At 60.3% G+C, this 18,015-nt stretch carries 20 protein-coding genes; 12 read left to right on the forward strand and 8 right to left on the reverse strand.

Features of this window, described 5'->3' with window-relative positions; genetic code table 11:
- Positions 1-66: 66 nt before the first annotated feature.
- The 12 genes from METLI_RS13375 to METLI_RS10270 all read left to right on the forward strand — a co-directional run bounded on the left by METLI_RS13375 (position 67) and on the right by METLI_RS10270 (position 10,664).
- Positions 67-228, forward strand: coding sequence for a hypothetical protein (locus METLI_RS13375; protein WP_004040124.1), 162 nt, complete (start codon positions 67-69; stop codon positions 226-228).
- Positions 225-701, forward strand: coding sequence for a hypothetical protein (locus tag METLI_RS10220; protein WP_004040136.1), 477 nt, complete (start codon positions 225-227; stop codon positions 699-701). Before METLI_RS13375 ends, METLI_RS10220 begins: the two co-directional genes overlap by 4 nt.
- A 56-nt stretch (positions 702-757) precedes the next feature.
- On the forward strand, positions 758-1,087 hold the full coding sequence (locus METLI_RS10225; RefSeq protein ID WP_004040137.1) for a hypothetical protein: 330 nt from the start codon (positions 758-760) through the stop codon (positions 1,085-1,087).
- Positions 1,074-3,050, forward strand: coding sequence for a V-type ATP synthase subunit I (locus METLI_RS10230; protein WP_004040138.1), 1,977 nt, complete (start codon positions 1,074-1,076; stop codon positions 3,048-3,050). The genes METLI_RS10225 and METLI_RS10230 overlap by 14 nt, the downstream gene beginning before the upstream one ends.
- Positions 3,051-3,053: 3 nt before the next feature.
- Positions 3,054-3,311 (forward strand): H+transporting two-sector ATPase C subunit, encoded by a 258-nt coding sequence (locus tag METLI_RS10235; RefSeq protein ID WP_004040139.1) that lies wholly within the window; start codon positions 3,054-3,056, stop codon positions 3,309-3,311.
- Between the two features lie 14 nt (positions 3,312-3,325).
- Entirely contained in the window at positions 3,326-3,904 is a 579-nt protein-coding gene (locus METLI_RS10240; protein ID WP_004040140.1) for a V-type ATP synthase subunit E family protein, read from the forward strand.
- A 12-nt stretch (positions 3,905-3,916) separates the two neighbouring features.
- Positions 3,917-4,972: a V-type ATP synthase subunit C gene (locus METLI_RS10245; RefSeq protein ID WP_004040141.1), complete on the forward strand. Its 1,056-nt coding sequence runs from the start codon at positions 3,917-3,919 to the stop codon at positions 4,970-4,972.
- Complete coding sequence (locus METLI_RS10250) at positions 4,973-5,278, forward strand: V-type ATP synthase subunit F (RefSeq protein WP_004040142.1); 306 nt, start codon at positions 4,973-4,975, stop codon at positions 5,276-5,278.
- Positions 5,269-7,041: an ATP synthase subunit A gene (locus METLI_RS10255; RefSeq protein ID WP_048103812.1), complete on the forward strand. Its 1,773-nt coding sequence runs from the start codon at positions 5,269-5,271 to the stop codon at positions 7,039-7,041. Before METLI_RS10250 ends, METLI_RS10255 begins: the two co-directional genes overlap by 10 nt.
- On the forward strand, positions 7,038-8,432 hold the full coding sequence (locus METLI_RS10260) for a V-type ATP synthase subunit B (RefSeq protein WP_004040144.1): 1,395 nt from the start codon (positions 7,038-7,040) through the stop codon (positions 8,430-8,432). Before METLI_RS10255 ends, METLI_RS10260 begins: the two co-directional genes overlap by 4 nt.
- Before the next feature lie 6 nt (positions 8,433-8,438).
- On the forward strand, positions 8,439-9,068 hold the full coding sequence (locus METLI_RS10265; protein WP_004040145.1) for a V-type ATP synthase subunit D: 630 nt from the start codon (positions 8,439-8,441) through the stop codon (positions 9,066-9,068).
- A 381-nt stretch (positions 9,069-9,449) separates the two neighbouring features.
- Positions 9,450-10,664: a phosphoglycerate kinase gene (locus tag METLI_RS10270; RefSeq protein ID WP_004040146.1), complete on the forward strand. Its 1,215-nt coding sequence runs from the start codon at positions 9,450-9,452 to the stop codon at positions 10,662-10,664.
- A gap of 31 nt (positions 10,665-10,695) precedes the next feature.
- On the opposite strand, the gene METLI_RS10275 is transcribed toward METLI_RS10270, so the two are convergent.
- From METLI_RS10275 to METLI_RS10305, 8 genes are all read right to left on the reverse strand, one after another.
- Positions 10,696-10,893 carry a hypothetical protein gene (locus tag METLI_RS10275; protein WP_157203266.1) on the reverse strand — a complete coding sequence of 66 codons (198 nt, stop codon included), beginning with the start codon at positions 10,891-10,893 and terminating at the stop codon, positions 10,696-10,698.
- Entirely contained in the window at positions 10,880-11,101 is a 222-nt protein-coding gene (locus METLI_RS13230) for a hypothetical protein (RefSeq protein WP_157203267.1), read from the reverse strand. Before METLI_RS13230 ends, METLI_RS10275 begins: the two co-directional genes overlap by 14 nt.
- Positions 11,102-11,279: 178 nt before the next feature.
- Positions 11,280-12,479, reverse strand: a complete 1,200-nt coding sequence (locus tag METLI_RS10280; protein WP_004040148.1) for an ABC transporter permease — start codon at positions 12,477-12,479, stop codon at positions 11,280-11,282.
- Between the two features lie 7 nt (positions 12,480-12,486).
- Positions 12,487-13,686 (reverse strand): ABC transporter permease, encoded by a 1,200-nt coding sequence (locus METLI_RS10285; protein ID WP_004040149.1) that lies wholly within the window; start codon positions 13,684-13,686, stop codon positions 12,487-12,489.
- Positions 13,683-14,360: an ABC transporter ATP-binding protein gene (locus METLI_RS10290; protein ID WP_004040150.1), complete on the reverse strand. Its 678-nt coding sequence runs from the start codon at positions 14,358-14,360 to the stop codon at positions 13,683-13,685. The genes METLI_RS10285 and METLI_RS10290 overlap by 4 nt, the downstream gene beginning before the upstream one ends.
- Positions 14,353-15,516 (reverse strand): ABC transporter permease, encoded by a 1,164-nt coding sequence (locus METLI_RS10295; protein WP_004040151.1) that lies wholly within the window; start codon positions 15,514-15,516, stop codon positions 14,353-14,355. The genes METLI_RS10290 and METLI_RS10295 overlap by 8 nt, the downstream gene beginning before the upstream one ends.
- A 100-nt stretch (positions 15,517-15,616) precedes the next feature.
- The gene (locus METLI_RS10300; protein WP_004040152.1) at positions 15,617-16,948 is read right to left on the reverse strand and encodes an FAD-dependent oxidoreductase; all 1,332 of its coding nucleotides are present in this window, start codon (positions 16,946-16,948) and stop codon (positions 15,617-15,619) included.
- A gap of 7 nt (positions 16,949-16,955) precedes the next feature.
- Positions 16,956-17,894 (reverse strand): hypothetical protein, encoded by a 939-nt coding sequence (locus METLI_RS10305; protein WP_004040154.1) that lies wholly within the window; start codon positions 17,892-17,894, stop codon positions 16,956-16,958.
- Positions 17,895-18,015 lie beyond the last annotated feature (121 nt).

The following is an 18,015-nucleotide window of genomic DNA, read 5'->3' on the forward strand; positions in this document are numbered from 1 at the left end:
TTCAGGCCGGAATATCCCGGCTCCAGAACCAAATGCTTATATTCCATCGTTGCCGTAGTTCCTCGTATGTGCTCCACTGGCGGTGGCCCCGATGTTGAGATCAACGAGAAAGTGAAGGAAGGAGAAGGAAAACGCTACCGGTGCGGTGAGTGCGGCTATACGTTCTCGTCCCTGAGCCGGCACCCGATCTGCCCCTCCTGTCAATCCGAGGACGTCGAACAGATATGATCCTGGAGCCCGGTGCCGGCGATCTCTTCCTGATACAGGGTTCCTCCTCTTTTCTTCTCGGCGGTGTCGTGCGCGAACGGTTCGCCCTTCCGGTGAACGCTGTCGATGACGTCTACTTCGAGCCGGTCCGTCCGGGCGATCTCGTCTGTGTCTCAGCCCCGGAGGGCGGGTCTCTGCGGGCGGCGACAATGCTCCTTCTTCTCGTCCGGGACCATCACTTCCCGGTCTTCGCCCTCCCGAAAGGCCATCCGGGATCGACATGGGTGCCGATGGTCATCTCGACCGCCCCGTCGATCACCCTCTCCTGCGGGATCGTCAGGGGCACGCACCCTGACCAGCACCTCCTCTGTTCTTCAGCTGAACTTGCCGGCATCGTCCTGCGAGGCGGCGTGGACGCTGTCACGGTCGAGGGCCTTCCTGCGGGGTTCACGATCTCGTATATATGTGTTGACCGGGCGCTCGCCGCAGAATAACAACAAATATAAAGGTAATTTTCATCAAATATTGTAAGCCGTGAGAGGAGGGTTGGATGAAGAGTGAGGTTTTAAAAAGCATCAAGCAGGCAGAAGAAGAGTACATGTCAATGGTCAGCACCGCAAAGTCTGAACAGAAGCAGAAGATTGCGGATGCCAGGGTGGAGGCCGAACACATCGTTGAGAAGGCCACCGCCGATGCAGAGGCCCACAAAAAGCAGCGACTCGCAGACGCCGCGTCCGAGGCCGCCAAAAAGCGCGCCAATATCCTGAAGGACGGCGAAGTGCGGGCGACAAAACTCAGAGCTGACAGCCTTGCAAATCTTGACAGGGCAGTCGATCTGCTCGTCTCGCGTTTCAAGGAGCAGCTGCATGTTTCAGCCTGAACGGATGAGCCGTATCCTGGTTGCAGGGTCCAAGGACCAGATGGATACGATTGTCCGTGAGCTGTATCACCAGAACGCTTTTCACATCGAAGATTTTGTCGAGAAGGAAGACGAGGCCTACGAAGGGTTCAGGATCGGCATGCCTCTTGCGGGCGCAAGCGAAGCGTCCACAGAGCTGATCAAGATCCGTTCGATGGAGTCGATGTTCGGGATCTCCCCTGACACCGTCACCACCGCAAGGTCGCATTCGTCCCCTGAACTCCGGGCCGGAATCGACCAGAAGCTCGCCGTACTCGTCAGAGACGTCGAGGAAAGCACTGCACAACGGTCAAAATTAGAGGCGCAGGCGAAGGCGCTCGAAGCCAGGGCAACCGCTCTCGAACCCTTTGCCGCCGTCCCCCTCGACATGGACCTTTACCACGGCTATGAGGGCATCACCGTTTTTGCAGGCTATGTCGGGTCCGACGTCGAGATCCCTGCCCCCCATGAGAAGCACTATGTGCCGGGTGGAAAGGGCAGACAGAACTTCCTTGTGGTCTTTGTCCCTGCAAGCGATGCAGAGGCTGCGAACAGCGCCCTGCTTGAAGCACGGTTCCAGGCGGCCCCCATCCCCGAAGGGAGCGGACCGGTGAACGATCTGATCTATGATACCCGGGGCAAAATTGCCCAGATCAACGAGAAGATCGCAAAAATCGAACGGAACCTTGAAGAAAAGAAGTCTGAATACAGCGAACTCCTTGTTGCTTACGACGAGTATTTCACGGCCGTTGTGGAGCAGGCCGAGGCCCCGCTCCGGTTTGCAACGACGGAGGACGCTTTTGTGGCAGAAGGCTGGGTCCCGACGGAGCGGGTCGAGGCGATCATCGCAGCGCTCACCCATGCGACCGCCGGCAAGGTCTATGTCACCAGGCTCGATATCGGCGACGACCCGAAGGAGGTTCCGGTTGAATACAAAAACCCGAACTTCTCGCGCCCGACCGAGCTCTTTATGGACATTTACTCGCGTCCGCGCTACGATGAATTTGACCCGACGCTGCTCGTCTCGATCGTATTCCCGATCTTCTTCGGGTTGATTCTGGGCGATGTCGGCTACGGTCTCGTGCTGCTTGTGGCCTCGTTTGCCCTGAGAAAATTCCTCTCGGGCGAGGCGGGGAACCGGCTCCTCGACGTGCTGCGCAATGCAAGCATCATGAGCATCATCTTCGGCGTATTGTTCAGCGAATTCTTCGGCATGGGACTCCCGTGGGAGTCGATCATCTACACCAGACACTTAAACATCGGCGGGCATGCCGTCCACCACCCGATGGTGGCCGAACTGCTGATCGTCTCGGTCTGGATCGGCCTGCTGCACATCACGCTCGGGCGCCTGATTCACGTCAGAAACATCAGCCGTGCCATGCACAAAAGCCACCACGCCACCAAGGAGATCCTTGCCCAGCTCGGCTGGCTCTCCACAATGTGGGGCATTGTCATCGTGATCTGGTCGATGTTCGCCATCCCCCTGATGATCGACCTGACCGGATTTGCTCCGGTGGCAATGGGCCTGAACGCGGCCAGTATTGTCGGCGTCGTCCTCGGGCTGATCGGCATCGTCTTTATCGGCATGGAATCTCCGCTTGAACTGGTCGAGATCCCGACGATTATCAGTCACGTACTCTCGTACACCCGTCTTGTCGCCGTCGGCCTTTCGTCAGTCGCCATCGCGATGGTCACAAACTTCATCGCCCTGGACTTGATCATCGGCCCGCAGTTAGAATCGCTCTCTGCGGTCGGGGTGTTCATCGTCCTGCTGGGCCTTGTCGTCCTGGTGATCGGCCATGTGCTGAACACGGCACTGGGCATCCTGGGCGGCGGCCTGCACTCAATCAGGTTACACTATGTTGAGTTCTTCACCAAGTTTTACAATGGTGGAGGAAAGAAGTACAATCCATTTGGAATGATCAGGAAATTTACGGAGGATTAAATTATGGCAGATCCAGTAGTTGCAGAAATGACTCTTGAAATGGTTCAGGCATCGCAGTTCGGACTTAAGGCAGTTGGCGCAGGTCTGGCTGTCGGTCTTACCGGTATCGGCAGCGGTATTGCCGAAATGGGTATCGGCGCCGCTGCAGTGGGTGCGACCGCAGAGAACAAGGACATGTTCGGTCTTGCACTGCTCTTCACCGTTATTCCAGAAACAATCGTCATCTTTGGTCTTGTGGTCGCTCTGCTGGCGCTCTTCTAAGCACGGAGTAGACGATGGGACTGGAAGCTGTCGTTGGAGATATCAAGGAAAAGGGCAAAAGAGAGGTCGCCGCCGTTCAGGCGGAGACCCGGGCAGAGGTGACGCGCATCCTTACGGAGGCGCAGGAGCGTGCAGCAGGGATCAAGCAGCAGGCCAGCGAGGAGGTGGAGCGGGACGTCCAGCGGATCATCAACCAGGAGGTCTCGGCCGCCAACCTTTCGGTCAAACGCGAGATGCTCAATGCTGAGAAGGACACGCTCGGACGGGTCCACGACACCGTCGTCACCAGGATCGCCGGTATGCCTGCCACCTTCCATGAGATGGCCCTTCGCGCTCTCCTTCCGGAGGCGGCTGCAGCCGTCGGGGGTGGCGTGGTATATTGCAACGCCCGTGATATCCCCACCGTAAAGAAGATCCTTGCCGAGAGCAAGGAGCTGGCAGCGTTCTCGATCGGCGAGCCCATATCAGTTGAGGGCGGAGTCGTCATTGAGAGCGCCGATGGCAGGATGAAGATCGATTATAGCTACCGTACGTTCCTGGAGACGGTATGGGAGTCAGGGCTTAAGGATGCGTCAGATATCCTGTTTCCCTGAGGAGGCCGGCAGATGGCTGACGTAGGGGGCCCTGCCCCATATATTTACGTCTCAACGCGCATGCGTGTGCGCAAAGCAAAGTTGATCCCGCGGGAGGAGTACCTGCGGATGCTCAACATGAGCCTGCCCGAGATCACCCGCCTGATCGGGGAGACCGAGTATAAACGGGAGATCGACGAGCTTTCCTCGTCCTTCTCCGGGATCAACCTCATCGAGGTTGCCCTTTCGTGGAACCTCGCAAAGGAATATCAGGAGATCCTGAAGATCACCCCGTCCGGACTGATGCGGTTCGTGCAGATTTACCTGCGCCACTGGGACATCCAGAACGTCCTCACCATCCTGCGCGGGAAGGTGCAGGGCATGAAGCCCGGAAAGATCAAGGAGGTGCTCATCCCTGCAGGTGAACTCGACAGAGCCACGCTCGACCATCTCCTGAACGAGGACTCCCCCGAGCGGATCGTCGATTCGCTCAAAGACCGCCCGTTCGGAGCCGTTCTCGCTGCAGGGATCACCGAGGCGCTGGAGACCGGTTCGTTCGCAAACCTCGAGAACGAACTCTACAAGAAACTCTATGCCCGGATGATCGCCGAAGCGAAAGAAGGGATCAAGGGAGGCTACGAGTTCCTCGGCTACATCCAGATGGAGATCGACCTGAAGAACCTCATCAACCTCTTCCGGTTCCGTGCGCAGAACGCCGGCGAGGAGGTCAGGGAACTGCTCATTCCAGGCGGAAAAGCATTCACGGTCGACGAACTCCAGAGGATGAGTGCCATCGAGGACCTCAACGAGTTCATCGATGCTGCCAGGAAAAAGACACGTGACCCCGAGCTGAACGCACTCTTCGATGAACTCGGCCAGAAACGCCCGGTTCATGAGGTCGAGGTGCTGGTGACGAAGTACCAGCTGAAGCAGATGGAGAGGCTGTCCAAGCTCTACGTCTTCTCGGTCTTCCCGATCCTGGCATATCTCGAGATGAAGAAGTACGAGGTGACAAACCTCCGTGCGATCGCGCGCGGTAAGGAGTACGGCCTGCCAAACGAACGCATTCAGGGATACCTGGTGATGTAAATGGTCGAGATTGCAGTTGTTGGCCAGGCTGAGTTCGTCATCGGGTTCCGGCTTGCAGGCATTCAGAAGACGATCGCTGTCGGAGACGACGAGGCACTGAAAAACACCGTTATAAACGTCCTCAAGGACAGTTCGGTCGGGATTCTGGTGCTGAGCAGCAGCGATATGAACAGGCTCCCTCTAAGGCTGCGGAACCAGCTCGAGGAATCCGTAAAACCGACGGTGATCGCAGTCGGCGAAGAAGAAGGAGGACTCTCCATGCGGGAGAGAATAAAGAGATCGGTCGGTGTTGATCTGTGGAAGTAAAAGGAGAATCGAAAACAGGCACTTCGACAGGGGTGCTCAAGAGAATTTCAGGCCCGGTGGTGACGGCCGTCGGTTTCAACGCCCACATGTACGATGTGGTCAAGGTGGGCAACGAGAAACTGATGGGCGAGGTCATCAAGATCACGGGCGAGAACATCATCATTCAGGTCTATGAGGCCACCGATGGCATCAGACCGGGCGAACCTGTGGAGAACACGGGCATGTCGCTCGCGGTCGAGCTCGGTCCCGGGCTGCTGAAGAGCATCTACGATGGGATTCAGCGCCCGCTCGAGGTGCTCATGGAGAAGATGGGCAGTTTCATCGAGCGTGGTGTGACCGCACCCGGCCTCGACCGCGCCACGAAGTGGGACTTTGTCCCGGTCGTGAAGGCGGGCGACAAGGTCGTGCCCGGCAGCATCCTCGGAACGGTGCAGGAAACCTCGTCGATCCTCCACAAGATCATGGTCCCGCCCAATATGAAGGGCGGCGTGGTCAAGGAGATCAAGGGCGGTTCCTTCACCGTCGAAGAGGTCGTCTGTACCCTCGAAGACGGAACGACGCTCACCATGATGCAGAAGTGGCCGGTCCGCGTGCCGCGCCCGGTGACCGAGAAGATGAACCCGGACATTCCGCTGGTCACCGGCCAGCGCATTCTCGACGGGCTCTTCCCGATCGCAAAGGGCGGCACCGCGGCAATCCCGGGGCCGTTCGGCTCGGGCAAGACGGTCACCCAGCAGGCGCTTGCGAAGTGGTCTGACGCACAGATCGTCGTCTATATCGGCTGCGGCGAGCGCGGCAACGAGATGACCGAAGTGCTGACCGAGTTCCCCGAACTCGAGGACCCCAAGACCGGCAGGCCGCTCATGGAGCGGACGGTGCTCATTGCGAACACCTCGAACATGCCGGTGGCAGCACGTGAAGCCTCAGTTTATACCGGGATCACGATCGCGGAGTACTTCCGCGACCAGGGCTACGATGTCTCGCTGATGGCCGACTCCACCTCGCGGTGGGCAGAGGCGATGCGTGAGATCTCCTCCCGTCTTGAGGAGATGCCCGGTGAGGAAGGGTATCCTGCATATCTCTCCGCCCGTCTCTCAGAGTTCTACGAGCGCGCGGGGCGTGTGACCACCCTCAGCAACGAGAAGGGCTCGGTCACCGTCATCGGCGCCGTTTCTCCGCCGGGCGGCGACTTTTCCGAACCGGTCACCCAGAACACCCTCCGTATCGTGAAGGTCTTCTGGGCACTGGACGCGAAGCTCTCGCAGCGCCGGCACTTCCCGGCGATCAACTGGTTAAACTCGTACTCCCTGTATCTCAACGTGCTCAACCCCTGGTACGACAAGAACATCTCCCCTGAGTGGAACCCCCTCCGCAACTGGGCGATGGCAGTCCTCCAGAAGGAGTCCGAGCTTCAGGAGATCGTGCAGCTCGTCGGTTCCGACGCCCTCCCTGAGGAGGAGCAGATCACCATCGAGGTTGCCAGGATGCTCCGTGAAGTGTTCCTGCAGCAGAACGCCTTCGACCCCGTCGACACCTACTGTTCCCTCGAGAAGCAGTTCGACATCATGAAGGCGATCCGTCTCTACGCCGACCTGGCCGCCACGGCCCACACCGCCGGCGTGATGCCGGCCCAGATCCTGGCAATCAAGGCGAAGAACGACCTGCCGCAGATCAAGTTCACGAAGGACTACAAGCCTGAACTCGAGAAGGTCCTCGCGCAGATGAAGAACGAGTTTGCCGGACTGAAGGCGGGTGCAGCATGAAGGAATATCGAACGATCAAGCAGATTGCAGGCCCGCTCGTCTTCGTCGAGAAGACCGAGCCGGTCGGCTACAACGAGCTCGTGAACATCGCCCTCGCCGACGGCTCGATCAAGCGCGGCCAGGTGCTCGACACCTCTGACGACCTCGTTGTCGTCCAGTGTTTCGAGACGACGGCCGGTATCGGCCGTGACTCCGGGGTAAGATTCCTGGGCGAGACGATCAAGATGCCGCTCTCGAAGGAGATGCTCGGCCGTATCCTCTCGGGCGGCGGTAAGCCGATCGACGGCGGCCCGGAGATCGTCCCGGAAAAGCGGCTCGACATCATGGGCGCTGCGATCAACCCGTACGCCCGTGCGTCGCCGGCCGACTTCATCCAGACCGGTATCTCCACGATCGACGGGACGAACACCCTTGTGCGCGGTCAGAAGCTCCCGATCTTCTCGGCAGCCGGTCTGCCGCACAACGATGTCGCCCTGCAGATCGCCCGTCAGGCAAAGGTGCCGGGCTCGACCGAAGCGTTCGCCGTGGTCTTCGCCGCGATGGGTATCACGAAGGAAGAGGCCAACCATTTCATGGCCGACTTCGAACGCACCGGCGCCCTCGAGAGCGCGGTCGTCTTCCTGAACCTTGCAGACGACCCGGCCGTAGAGCGGATCATCACCCCGCGTCTTGCCCTCACGACCGCCGAGTACCTTGCGTACGAACTCGGCTACCATGTGCTCGTCATCCTGACGGACATGACCAACTACTGTGAGGCGCTCCGTCAGATCGGTGCTGCCCGTGAAGAAGTGCCGGGCCGCCGCGGCTACCCGGGTTACATGTACACGGACCTGGCCTCGATCTACGAGCGTGCGGGTATCGTCAAGGGCAAAAAGGGCTCTGTGACCCAGATCCCGATCCTGACGATGCCGGGCGACGATATCACGCACCCGATCCCCGACCTGACCGGGTACATCACCGAGGGTCAGATCGTGGTTTCCCGTGAGCTGCACCGGAAGGGTATCTACCCGCCGATCAACGTCCTGCCATCGCTGTCCCGTCTGATGAACCTCGGTATCGGCAAGGGCCACACCAGAGAAGACCACAAGAAGGTCTCCGACCAGCTCTACGCGGGCTATGCAGAAGGCAACGACCTGCGCGGCCTCGTGGCGATCGTCGGTAAGGACGCCCTGTCCGAGCGTGACCGCGGTTTCCTGGAGTTCGCCGACCTCTTCGAGGGCAGGTTTGTCACCCAGGGCATCGACGAGAACCGGACGATCGAGGACACCCTCGACCTGGGCTGGGAACTGCTGGCCTCGCTGCCGGTGGAGCAGCTCGTGCGTATCGACCGCGACCTGATCCAGAAGTACCACCCGCTCTACCGCAAGGGCGCAAAATCTGCAGGGGTGTAACCGTCGATGGCGCTTAGAGATGTCAAGCCGACCCGTTCCGAGCTGATCAACATCAAGCGCAAGATCAAGCTCTCCGAGCGGGGCTACAACATCCTCAAGATGAAGCGCGACGGGCTGATCCTTGAGTTCTTCAAGGTGCTGAAGGAAGCGAAGGACACCCGGGGCGAGATGCTGCGCAAGTTCCAGCACGCCCAGGAGATGATCGCCCTTGCAAACACGGTCGAGGGGACGATCGGGGTGAAGGCTGCGGCCTTTTCCGTGAAGGAGAAGCCCGAGATCACCCTGAAGTCCAAGAACATCATGGGCGTCGTCGTGCCCGAGATCGAGGCCTCGAAGGTGAGGAAGAGCCTGGCCGAGCGCGGATACGGTGTGCTCGGCTCCCGTGCGGTCATCGACGAGACGGCCGAAGCCTACGAGGAGCTGGTCGAGGCGATCATCGAGAGCGCCGAGGTCGAGACGAAGATGAAGCGTCTCCTCGACGAGATTGACCGGACGAAGCGGCGTGTGAACGCCCTTGAGTTCAAGGTGATCCCCGAACTGAAGGAAGGCGCGGCCTTCATCAAGATGCGCCTCGACGAGATGGAGCGCGACGAGCTCTCCCGTCTGAAGCGGATCAAGGCGAAGAGTGCGGAGTAGATCCGCCTTCTTCTCCCGTTTCTTATTCCTCTGTTTTCAAATAAAGGCGATTTCCAGACTCTCAGGGATAAAATCAGGATGATGTCCGGGTCGACGCCCCTCCAGGCAGCGTCTTTCCCTATCACGGAGTCATGTCTTCCGGCGTCGGCGCGTCTCGGCAGGGGGAGGGCGGTGATCCCGGTGACCGTGCAGGAGCCCCCTTCAACAGGCGCCGCTCTATGAAGAGGGTGGCAGGTTCGTCCATGCTCAATGGTTCAGGACGGCGCCGACACTCCGCCCTGCGGTGATCCGGTCATTTCCCCACCCCGGATGACAAACAATATCATTTTATGTCTACAACCGTCTAAGGGAAATATACCCTATACGGCGGCAGGTTGTCCTATGACGATTGGAACACTCACTGATCTCGATATCTCCGGAAAGACCGTTCTTTTGCGCGTCGACTTCAACTCTCCGATCGATCCCGCATCAGGCGAGATCCTGGACGACAAACGCTTCCGGGAGCATCTCCCCACGGTCAGGGCGCTGGAGGATGCCCGGTGCGTCATCCTCGCCCACCAGAGCCGGCCCGGAAAGAAGGACTTCACCACGCTCCAGGCCCATGCCGACAAACTGGAGCACCTCCTCGGCCGTCAGGTCACCTATATCGACGACGTCTTCGGGCGTGCAGCACGGGACGCCGTCTCATCCATGCGTGCCGGCGAAGTGCTGATGCTTGAGAACGTACGCTTCAATGCCGAAGAAAACCTGACGCTCTCGCCTGATGCGGCGAAGGGAACACACATCTGCCGGATGCTCTCGTCGATGGCCGATGTCTTCGTCAACGACGCCTTCGGCACCGCTCACCGCTCGCAGCCGACGGTGGTGGGCCTTCCGATGCTGATGCGCTCGGCCGCAGGTCTGTTGATGGAGCGGGAGGTCGCCACCCTCTCGCGGGTCTTTACCGGCGCACCCCGTCCGGTCACCTTTATCCTGGGCGGGACGAAGGTGGACGACTCGGTGGCGGTCGCCGAAAACGTCCTTGAGAAGGGTGTCGCCGACCGGGTGGTCGTCATCGGCGTCGTTGCGAACGTCTTCCTCATGGCGGCCGGCCACGAGATCGGAAAGCCCTCGACCGATCTGGTCGCCCAGCTGAAATACATGGGCGAGGTCGAGAAGGCGAAGGCCCTCCTCTCGCGGTTCGGAGAGAAGATCGTCATGCCCGACCAGGTGGCGGTGCGGGAGGCCGGCGGCCGGGTCGAGTACTCCCTGGACCGGATCCCCGCAGACGCCCCGGTGATGGATATCGGGACCGGAGCGCTCGGCGCGGTGAACGAGGTGATCAGGTCCTCAGGCACGGTCGTCCTGAACGGTCCTGCCGGCGTCTTCGAGGACGCCGCCTTTGCGGTCGGCACCCACGAGATCCTCAGGACCTCCTCGAAGGTGCCGTTCTCGGTGGTCGGGGGCGGGCACACGGCGGCAGTGATCGAGAAGATGGGGCTTGAGTCGGCGTTCACCCACATCTCCACCGGCGGCGGGGCATGCATCGAGTTTCTGACCGGGAAAAAACTCCCGGCCGTCGCCGCACTCGAACGCTCAAAAGAGATATTTGGATAGGCCGGTTTTGATTGCCTGACCCGAAGAAATCTCAGTCTTTTTTCTTCATCTCAACAGATTTGAGGCGTTTTAAGATCTCGACGGCCTCCGCCTCGTGTGTTTTTTCAAGACGCCTGAATATCTCCCTTATATCGTGGTCCGAAGAGTTGAGGACGGTGCAGACCTCCTCAAGGTCGGGATTTTTACCGAGGTACTCTTTCAGGCGTTCAAACCCCTCAGATTCGATCATCATAGCTGTTATGATCACTCCCAGTAAAAACATTTTCTTTTAATAGTTCCGAGTATTTCCCCCCTTTATCACTATAATCATCATTTTTTTCAGATTTGTTGTCCCGCTCTTCGATAAACGCCTTCAAAACTTCCATCGAAAATTTGATATTTTTTCGGTGGAAACGCGGCGCCCGGAGCGATAGTCCGGATGTCCCCTTCTCTGCCATTCGTCCCCCCCAGGACTCTCTGACACGATGATGGATGATGCGATCACTATTATATATTGGTTTCTACTCCCCGGTAAAATGACTTTTTTCCAGGATCAAATAGATATTTTCGACCAATATCGTAAAATAAAAATATACTGCAACAGAGCAGGAACGAAGAGGGTCCGGAAGGGAAGGGTCATTCATAACGCAGCGCATCGATCGGGTCGAGATGCGCCGCCTTCCATGCCGGATAGATCCCTGAGAGAACGCTGGTCCCGATGCCGAAGGAGATCCCGAGCAGGATCGCCCTGAGCCCCGCAGGATCGATGCCTGCCGGCGTGGTGCCGAAGCCTGCGAAGATCGTCTCGGCAACCAATCCCGAGATCGCATACCCGACGCCGATGGAGAGGAGGCCGCCGACCAGACTCCCGGCAAGGCCAAGGACCAGCGCCTCGTACAGGAACATGCTGAGGATCTCGCTGCGCAACGCCCCCAGAGAGCGCATGATCCCGATCTCGCGGGTGCGCTGGGTGACCGAGATGATCATCACGTTCAGGATCGAAACCCCTGCGACAAGGAGGGCGACAAGGCCGATGCCGAGGAGGAAGACCGATATGGCGTCGTAGGTCTGGTAGTAGAGTTCAAGGATCTCCCGCGAGTCCAGCACGTCCACCACCTCTTTTTGTCGGTTCATCTGCTCCTTCACCGCCTCCTTCACCGCCGGGATCTCGTCGAGGACGGCGACCTTGATCACCACCCGGTCATAGTCCTCCTCTCCCCGGCGATCGGTATACCAGTCCCGCGTGACGACGACGGCGTAATCGGGATTGATATCGATCGCCATCCCCCGGTCCTCAAGTACGCCGGCCACCCGCACCTCCTCCCCGTCGAGACCGATCCGCCCCCCGGCCCTGATATCGAACTCTTCGGCAAGGAGGGCACCGACCAGGACGCTGCTCCCGGTGGGAAACGCGCCCTCGGTGACGGTGAGGAGGAGGGGCATATCGCTCCGGCCAAGGACGATCATCGGCACATAACCACCGTCCCTCCCTTTTTTCATCAGCACTGCCGTTTGAATGAGGGGGATCGCGGGGTTCGCCCCTGCAGCCCGTGCAATTCGATCCGCGTCCCGCTCCGAGATCCCGGCGGCGAGGGCAGACCTCGGGTCGAAGGGGTCTCCGCTTGCGGCGGCAAGATGCGGACTGACGACGACCGTGTCCGAGACATCGGCGACGAGGCCGGAGAAGAGAATGATCAGGTTCGATCCGAGGATGCCGAGCGAGGCGATTGCGAGCACGCCGATGACAATCCCGAGCGCCGCAAGCCCTGACCTGACCGGATGGCGCCGCAGGTTCCTGAGGGCGAAGACCAGAAACACTCCCCGCAGCGATCGCATCCCTCTTTCACCCCCGCAACGCGTCGATCGGCGCCATCCGTGACGCCTGCCATGCCGGATACAGCCCCGCTGCCACACTTGTCACCATGCCAAAGCCCATCGCAAAGAGGATATAGGCGATAGAGAGCGGGTCGAAGACGGTCGCCCCTTCACCAAAGGTAGTCCCGGCGGTGAACACCTGCAGGGCGGCGACGCTGATGAGATAGCCCCCGATAAAACTAAAGGCCCCGCCGACCAGGCTCCCGACAATCCCGAGGACGAGCGCTTCGTATATGAACATCAACAGGATCTCGCGGCGCAACGCCCCGATGGACCGCATCACCCCGATTTCTCGGATCCGTTCGGTGACCGAGATGATCATCACGTTCAGGATGGAGACGCCAGCGATCACCAGGGATATCGCACCGATACCGAGGAGAAACCAGCCCATCGCGTCATAGATCTCGTTCACCTGCCGCAGTATCTCTCTGGAGTCCACAACATCCACGGTCTTCTCCCGGCGGTTCATCAGGTTCTCGACCGAACCCTTCACGCCCTCGATCGCCGCCTGGTCGGTGACCTTGATGACGACGTAGTTGTAGCCGACCTTCTCAGGGAACATCTCAAAAAATCGCTCTTTTGTGACGACGATCGCGTAGTCCGGGTTGATGTCGAAGGCAAGACCTCGCTCCTGAAGGACGCCGGCGACCGGGACCGTCTCGCCGTCGATCCCGATCCTGCTCCCGGCCCGAAGGTCGTACTCACGGGCGAGATATACCCCGACCAGACAGGAGCGGGAGCCGGGTCTGAGGTAATTGCCCTCCGAGAGGGAGAGGAGCGGAGGGACGGCATCGTAATCGAGGCCGATCACCAGGGCGTAGCCCCCTTCCTTCCCTGCCGTCAGTTCGGCCGCCCCTTCAAGCACCGGCACCGTCAGGTAACCCCCGGCCGCCCGCCTGATCCGCTCCACGTCCGCCTCAGGGATCGTCGCCGCCACCGCCGTCCTGGGATCGCCGACGATCCCGAGATCGCCGAGGGCGGTGTGCGGGGTGATCACCACCGTGTCGCCGACATCGGCGATCAGGCCGGCGGCAAGCAGATTGATGGCGTTGCCCATCACGCCGAGGGAGGCGATCGCAAAGACCCCGATCACGATCCCGAGGGTCGCCAGCAGGGAGCGTGCCGGGTGCCGCCTGATATTCCTGAGGGCGAACGAGAAAAAGATCATGCAATCCGACCGTCGACGATGTTGATCGTTCGCCGGGCGTATTCGGCGATTCTGGGGTCGTGCGTGACCATGATGATCGTCTTGCCCCGCCTGTTCATCGCCGTGAGGAGTTCCATGATCCCGGTCCCGGTCTTTGTGTCGAGGTTTCCCGTCGGTTCGTCCGCAAGGAGGATCTCGGGGTCGTTGACGAGGGCGCGGGCGATCGCCACCCGCTGCTGCTGTCCGCCCGAGAGTTCGGCCGGGGTGTGGGTGAGGAGTTCGTCCTCAAGGCCGACAGCGCGGATGACGTCCCGGCACGTCTCGCTGCACCCCCCCTTCCGCTCCTTTAAGAGCCTGGGGAACTCCACGTTCTCGAGGACGTTGAGGAGGGGGATCAGGTTGAACTGCTGGAAGATGAAGCCGATATGGTCGCGCCGCAGGGCGGTGAGTTCATCGTCAGAGAGTTTTCCGATCTCTTTTCCCTTGATGGAGAGCGTTCCCGAGCTCGGGGTGTCGAGGCAGCCCATCAGGTTGAGGAGGGTAGACTTGCCCGAGCCCGACGGCCCCATGATCGCAAGAAACTCTCCGGCCGGGACGTCGAGGGAGACGTGGTCGAGGGCGACGACGTCGCCTGCCGGCAGGGGGTAGACCTTGGAGACGTCCACAAATCTGATGATCGGTTCCTGTTCAGTCATGGCGCAGCGCCTCGATCGGGTTCAGATGCGATGCTTTCCAGGCCGGATAAAAGCCCGAAACAATGCTCGTCCCGATGCCGAACGCCATCCCATAGAGGATGTAGACGAGGCTTGATGGGACGAAAAGGTATGACGTATCTTCCAGCATGATGATCACGGCGATATAGCCGCCGATGAAACTGAGGACGCCTCCAATGGCGCTCCCGATGAATCCAAGAATGAAGGACTCGTAGATGAACATGCGCAGCACCTCGCCCTGCCTGGCCCCGATCGAACGGATCACCCCGATCTCGCGGGTCCGCTCGGTCACCGACATCATCATCACATTGAAGATCGAGACGCCAGCGACAACAAGGGAGATCCCGCCAATGGCGACGGTGAACGTCGAGATCCGGTTGAAGGTCTCTATGAGGGTCTCCAGAATCGCGCGGGTGTCCAGCACGTTCACCACCTGCTCTCTCCGGTTGAGTTGCTCATCGATGGCGGCCCTGACCGTGTCGATCTTATTGAGGTCCCTGACCTTGACGATCACCATGCTCCAGTCATCGTCGCCGTAGAGGTCCCGGTAGAAGGCGTCTGAGACGACGACGGCGAAGTCCGGGTTGATATCGAAACCGACGCCGCGCTCCTCCAGGATCCCGATCGTCCTGAGCCGCACCTCCTCATCGCCGATTGCCACCCTGCTGCCCACGATCAGGTCGTATTCGTCGGCAAGACTCGATCCGATCAGCGCTGTTGTCGAGCCTCGCAGGTAGACCCCGTCGCGGATCTCGAGGAGTTCAGGGATCTCTGACGGCCGCATCCCATAGATCTGGGCGGCGCCGATCTCACCGCCGATGACGATCCGGTCGCCACCTGAATAGAGCGGGATCACCACGTTCGAACCGGCGGCCCTCTGGATCTCGATCACCTGCCGATCGGTAATGCCCCTGGACGACACCCCGCCGAACCCGCCCCCGCCCCCACCGGCATGCGGGGTGATGACGATGGTGTCGCCGACGGTGGTCAGCGAGTCAGAGATCGAGAGGACGAGACTGTTGCCGAGGATGCCCATGGAGGCGATGGCGACGACTCCGATGACGATCCCTATGACGGCGAGGAGGGAGCGCAGGAGGTTCAGCCTGATGTTCCTTCGGGCAAACTCAAAAAAGATCATGTCCCATGCTATCCTTGCGGGAAGGACTATATAATAAAATTGGCCGGAGAAGGGGGAGAAAGGACAGGGAGCGCACCTCCCATCCCGGCAGAATACGGTTCTACTCTTTCGGGTGATCCCGCAGCCACGAGGCGGCATAGCCGATCAGCCCGTGGACCCCGTCGGGAATGGGATGGACGTCCAGGAGGCCGTCGAGGTCGTGGACCGTCCGGCGGTGGCGGATGGCGTCGGCCATATAGGTGGCGATGATCCCGGCGCCCGGCGATGCGGCCCAGACGCCGCGGACCTCACCGCTCTCCCGGTCCACACGGATCTTTCCGATCCCGGTGTCGCCTGACGGGACCGACCAGAACGAGCCCGGACCTGCAGGAGCGGGCACGGAGAACTCAACACCGTCATCGTCCCCTGCAGTGCAGAAAGCGAGTTCGTTTGCGAGGCTGATGCTCTGCGGGACGGCCGCAGGATCGAAACGGCGGTCGATGCCCAGGATGTTCTCGGCGGCGACGACCCCCTGCAGGCGGGCGACCGGGGTGAGGAAGGGGCCGCCGGTCACGTCGCCGGCGGCATACACACCCTTCACCGAGGTCTCCATCCGGTCGTTCACCCGCACCTCCCCCTTCAGACCTTTCTCGACCCCTTCGATCATGGCGGCGTTGGGAACAAGCCCGGCCGCAAGCAGGACGGCGTCAGCCCTGCAGGTCTCGGACTCGTTCCCGCCGTAAGAGACGCTTTCAACCCGTTCATTGCCGTTTACGCCGTTGAGTGCGGCACACTCCTTGATATCGACGTCTTTGAGCTCTTTCAGGGCCAGACGGCGGAGACGGGGATCGAGCCCTTTCAGAAAGGCACTGCGTGCGAGCACGGTCACCCGGCTGCCAAGCATCGAGAAAATATAGGCGAACTCGGCCGCCTGGACACCGCCGCCGACGATAACGAGATCTCCGGGCAACGTCTCCATGCGCGGGAGCGTGTGGGCCGTATAGACGCCGGGGAGAGAGATCCCTTCCACCACCGGCACTGCCGGCACCGAACCGGTCGCGATCACGACGGCCTCTGCCTCGACCTCTTCACCGTCGATGAAGACCTTGCGGCCGTCGAGCCGCGCCGTGCTCCCGTAGAGGATCTCGACGCCGGCGTTTTTCGTCTCCTGATCAAGCACGGCCCTGATCTTCTCCTGGACGCGGTCCATGCCCCCCAGGAGGGCCGGGAAATGGATCTCAGGAGCACCGTCCAGGATACCGGCGGCGGCGAACTCCCGGTTCCGCTGCATGTGCCGGGCGGCATCGTTGAGGGCGCAGACCGCCATGCACCCGTAGTTCAGGCACTGGCCGCCGATCGCCCCTTTTTCGACGAGCAGGACCTCACGTCCGGCATTGCCGAGCCGGACAGCCGCGAACCTTCCTGCGGGGCCTCCGCCGATGACGAGGATCATGGACGATCTAGAAGACCTCGACGCCTTCGTCCATCGGCATGGTGAGAATCTCTCCAGTATAGGCGTTCACCTCGACGATCTTGTCCCGCGCCTCGATTTCCCAGACCGGGACATAGACCAGCGTCACCTCAGTCGTGATATTCTTTCTATCCGGCTTGAGCGTCTCCTCCTGGTAATAGATCGTGTCGCCCTCTTCGCGCTTGATACGCACGCGCTGGGTGAGGTTCTCGACCATTGCGGCGACCACCTGCACCTCTGCGTCCTCCTTTCTGATCTTCGGCGTGAGCACCTCGCAGTTCTCGGGCATGCCGGTGTCGACGGCTTCGGAGACCTTCATGTCCATCGTGGAGCCGTTGATGGCGTTCAGCCCCCCCCACTGGTCGGCTTCGAAGGAAACCCGGTGGTTCACCACCGTCTGGGATCCGGTGCTGGTGCAGTGGTAACACCAGTACGGAACGAACCTGCACCGCACCGACCCTCGCTTCCCTGAGATGATCATGGCATTCTTCTCGCTGATCTGAACAGGAAGATGGAGGATGGCGATCCCTTTTCCCCCTCCAGACCGGGGAGCCGCCCGGGCCGGTTGCGCCACCAGTCCGCTTTCGAGTGCGATCCTGCGCCCAAAGATACCGGCAACCGCCGCTTCACCGGCATATCTGGCGATCTCCTCCTCGCCCCAGACGGTGCAGTTCGGTGCCCTCGCACGGGTGAAGGTCACCAGCACCTTTCTGCACTCCTGGACGCCATCCTCTCGTTTAAGGCGGAATTTTCTCGTGTCGAAGCGATCAATCTCATCAGGATTGTCCGATATGAGCACCACAATCCCGTCATCGTCGCCGACACCCGAGAGATCAAATGGCTCGTCGGCGCATTCGACCTCGTATCCCGCGGCTTCCAGGATCATCTTCACAAGATCCTGCGCCCGCTCCCTCAGAACGCCTTCCATCTCTTTTTATATCGGCGTGAGGTATAGAACAATTTTGCTATCTGCACCAGCAGACTGGCCCGGGGCAGCAGAGAGCGGTACGGGTGAGATGAGGAAAAACCGTGCGTAGCCTTCTGGCTGA

Origin of the sequence: Methanofollis liminatans DSM 4140 (genome assembly GCF_000275865.1) — an archaeon.
GTDB lineage: Archaea > Halobacteriota > Methanomicrobia > Methanomicrobiales > Methanofollaceae > Methanofollis > Methanofollis liminatans.

Bases quoted from the DNA above. Each gene is read 5' to 3' on its own strand.
- METLI_RS13375 (WP_004040124.1), top strand. From the start codon at position 67: ATGTGCTCCACTGGCGGTGGCCCCGATGTTGAGATCAACGAGAAAGTG.
- METLI_RS10220 (WP_004040136.1), top strand. From the start codon at position 225: ATGATCCTGGAGCCCGGTGCCGGCGATCTCTTCCTGATACAGGGTTCC.
- METLI_RS10225 (WP_004040137.1), top strand. From the start codon at position 758: ATGAAGAGTGAGGTTTTAAAAAGCATCAAGCAGGCAGAAGAAGAGTAC.
- METLI_RS10230 (WP_004040138.1), top strand. From the start codon at position 1,074: ATGTTTCAGCCTGAACGGATGAGCCGTATCCTGGTTGCAGGGTCCAAG.
- METLI_RS10235 (WP_004040139.1), top strand. From the start codon at position 3,054: ATGGCAGATCCAGTAGTTGCAGAAATGACTCTTGAAATGGTTCAGGCA.
- METLI_RS10240 (WP_004040140.1), top strand. From the start codon at position 3,326: ATGGGACTGGAAGCTGTCGTTGGAGATATCAAGGAAAAGGGCAAAAGA.
- METLI_RS10245 (WP_004040141.1), top strand. From the start codon at position 3,917: ATGGCTGACGTAGGGGGCCCTGCCCCATATATTTACGTCTCAACGCGC.
- METLI_RS10250 (WP_004040142.1), top strand. From the start codon at position 4,973: ATGGTCGAGATTGCAGTTGTTGGCCAGGCTGAGTTCGTCATCGGGTTC.
- METLI_RS10260 (WP_004040144.1), top strand. From the start codon at position 7,038: ATGAAGGAATATCGAACGATCAAGCAGATTGCAGGCCCGCTCGTCTTC.
- METLI_RS10265 (WP_004040145.1), top strand. From the start codon at position 8,439: ATGGCGCTTAGAGATGTCAAGCCGACCCGTTCCGAGCTGATCAACATC.
- METLI_RS10270 (WP_004040146.1), top strand. From the start codon at position 9,450: ATGACGATTGGAACACTCACTGATCTCGATATCTCCGGAAAGACCGTT.
- METLI_RS10275 (WP_157203266.1), bottom strand. From the start codon at position 10,893: ATGATCGAATCTGAGGGGTTTGAACGCCTGAAAGAGTACCTCGGTAAA.
- METLI_RS13230 (WP_157203267.1), bottom strand. From the start codon at position 11,101: ATGGCAGAGAAGGGGACATCCGGACTATCGCTCCGGGCGCCGCGTTTC.
- METLI_RS10280 (WP_004040148.1), bottom strand. From the start codon at position 12,479: ATGCGATCGCTGCGGGGAGTGTTTCTGGTCTTCGCCCTCAGGAACCTG.
- METLI_RS10285 (WP_004040149.1), bottom strand. From the start codon at position 13,686: ATGATCTTTTTCTCGTTCGCCCTCAGGAATATCAGGCGGCACCCGGCA.
- METLI_RS10290 (WP_004040150.1), bottom strand. From the start codon at position 14,360: ATGACTGAACAGGAACCGATCATCAGATTTGTGGACGTCTCCAAGGTC.
- METLI_RS10295 (WP_004040151.1), bottom strand. From the start codon at position 15,516: ATGATCTTTTTTGAGTTTGCCCGAAGGAACATCAGGCTGAACCTCCTG.
- METLI_RS10300 (WP_004040152.1), bottom strand. From the start codon at position 16,948: ATGATCCTCGTCATCGGCGGAGGCCCCGCAGGAAGGTTCGCGGCTGTC.
- METLI_RS10305 (WP_004040154.1), bottom strand. From the start codon at position 17,894: ATGGAAGGCGTTCTGAGGGAGCGGGCGCAGGATCTTGTGAAGATGATC.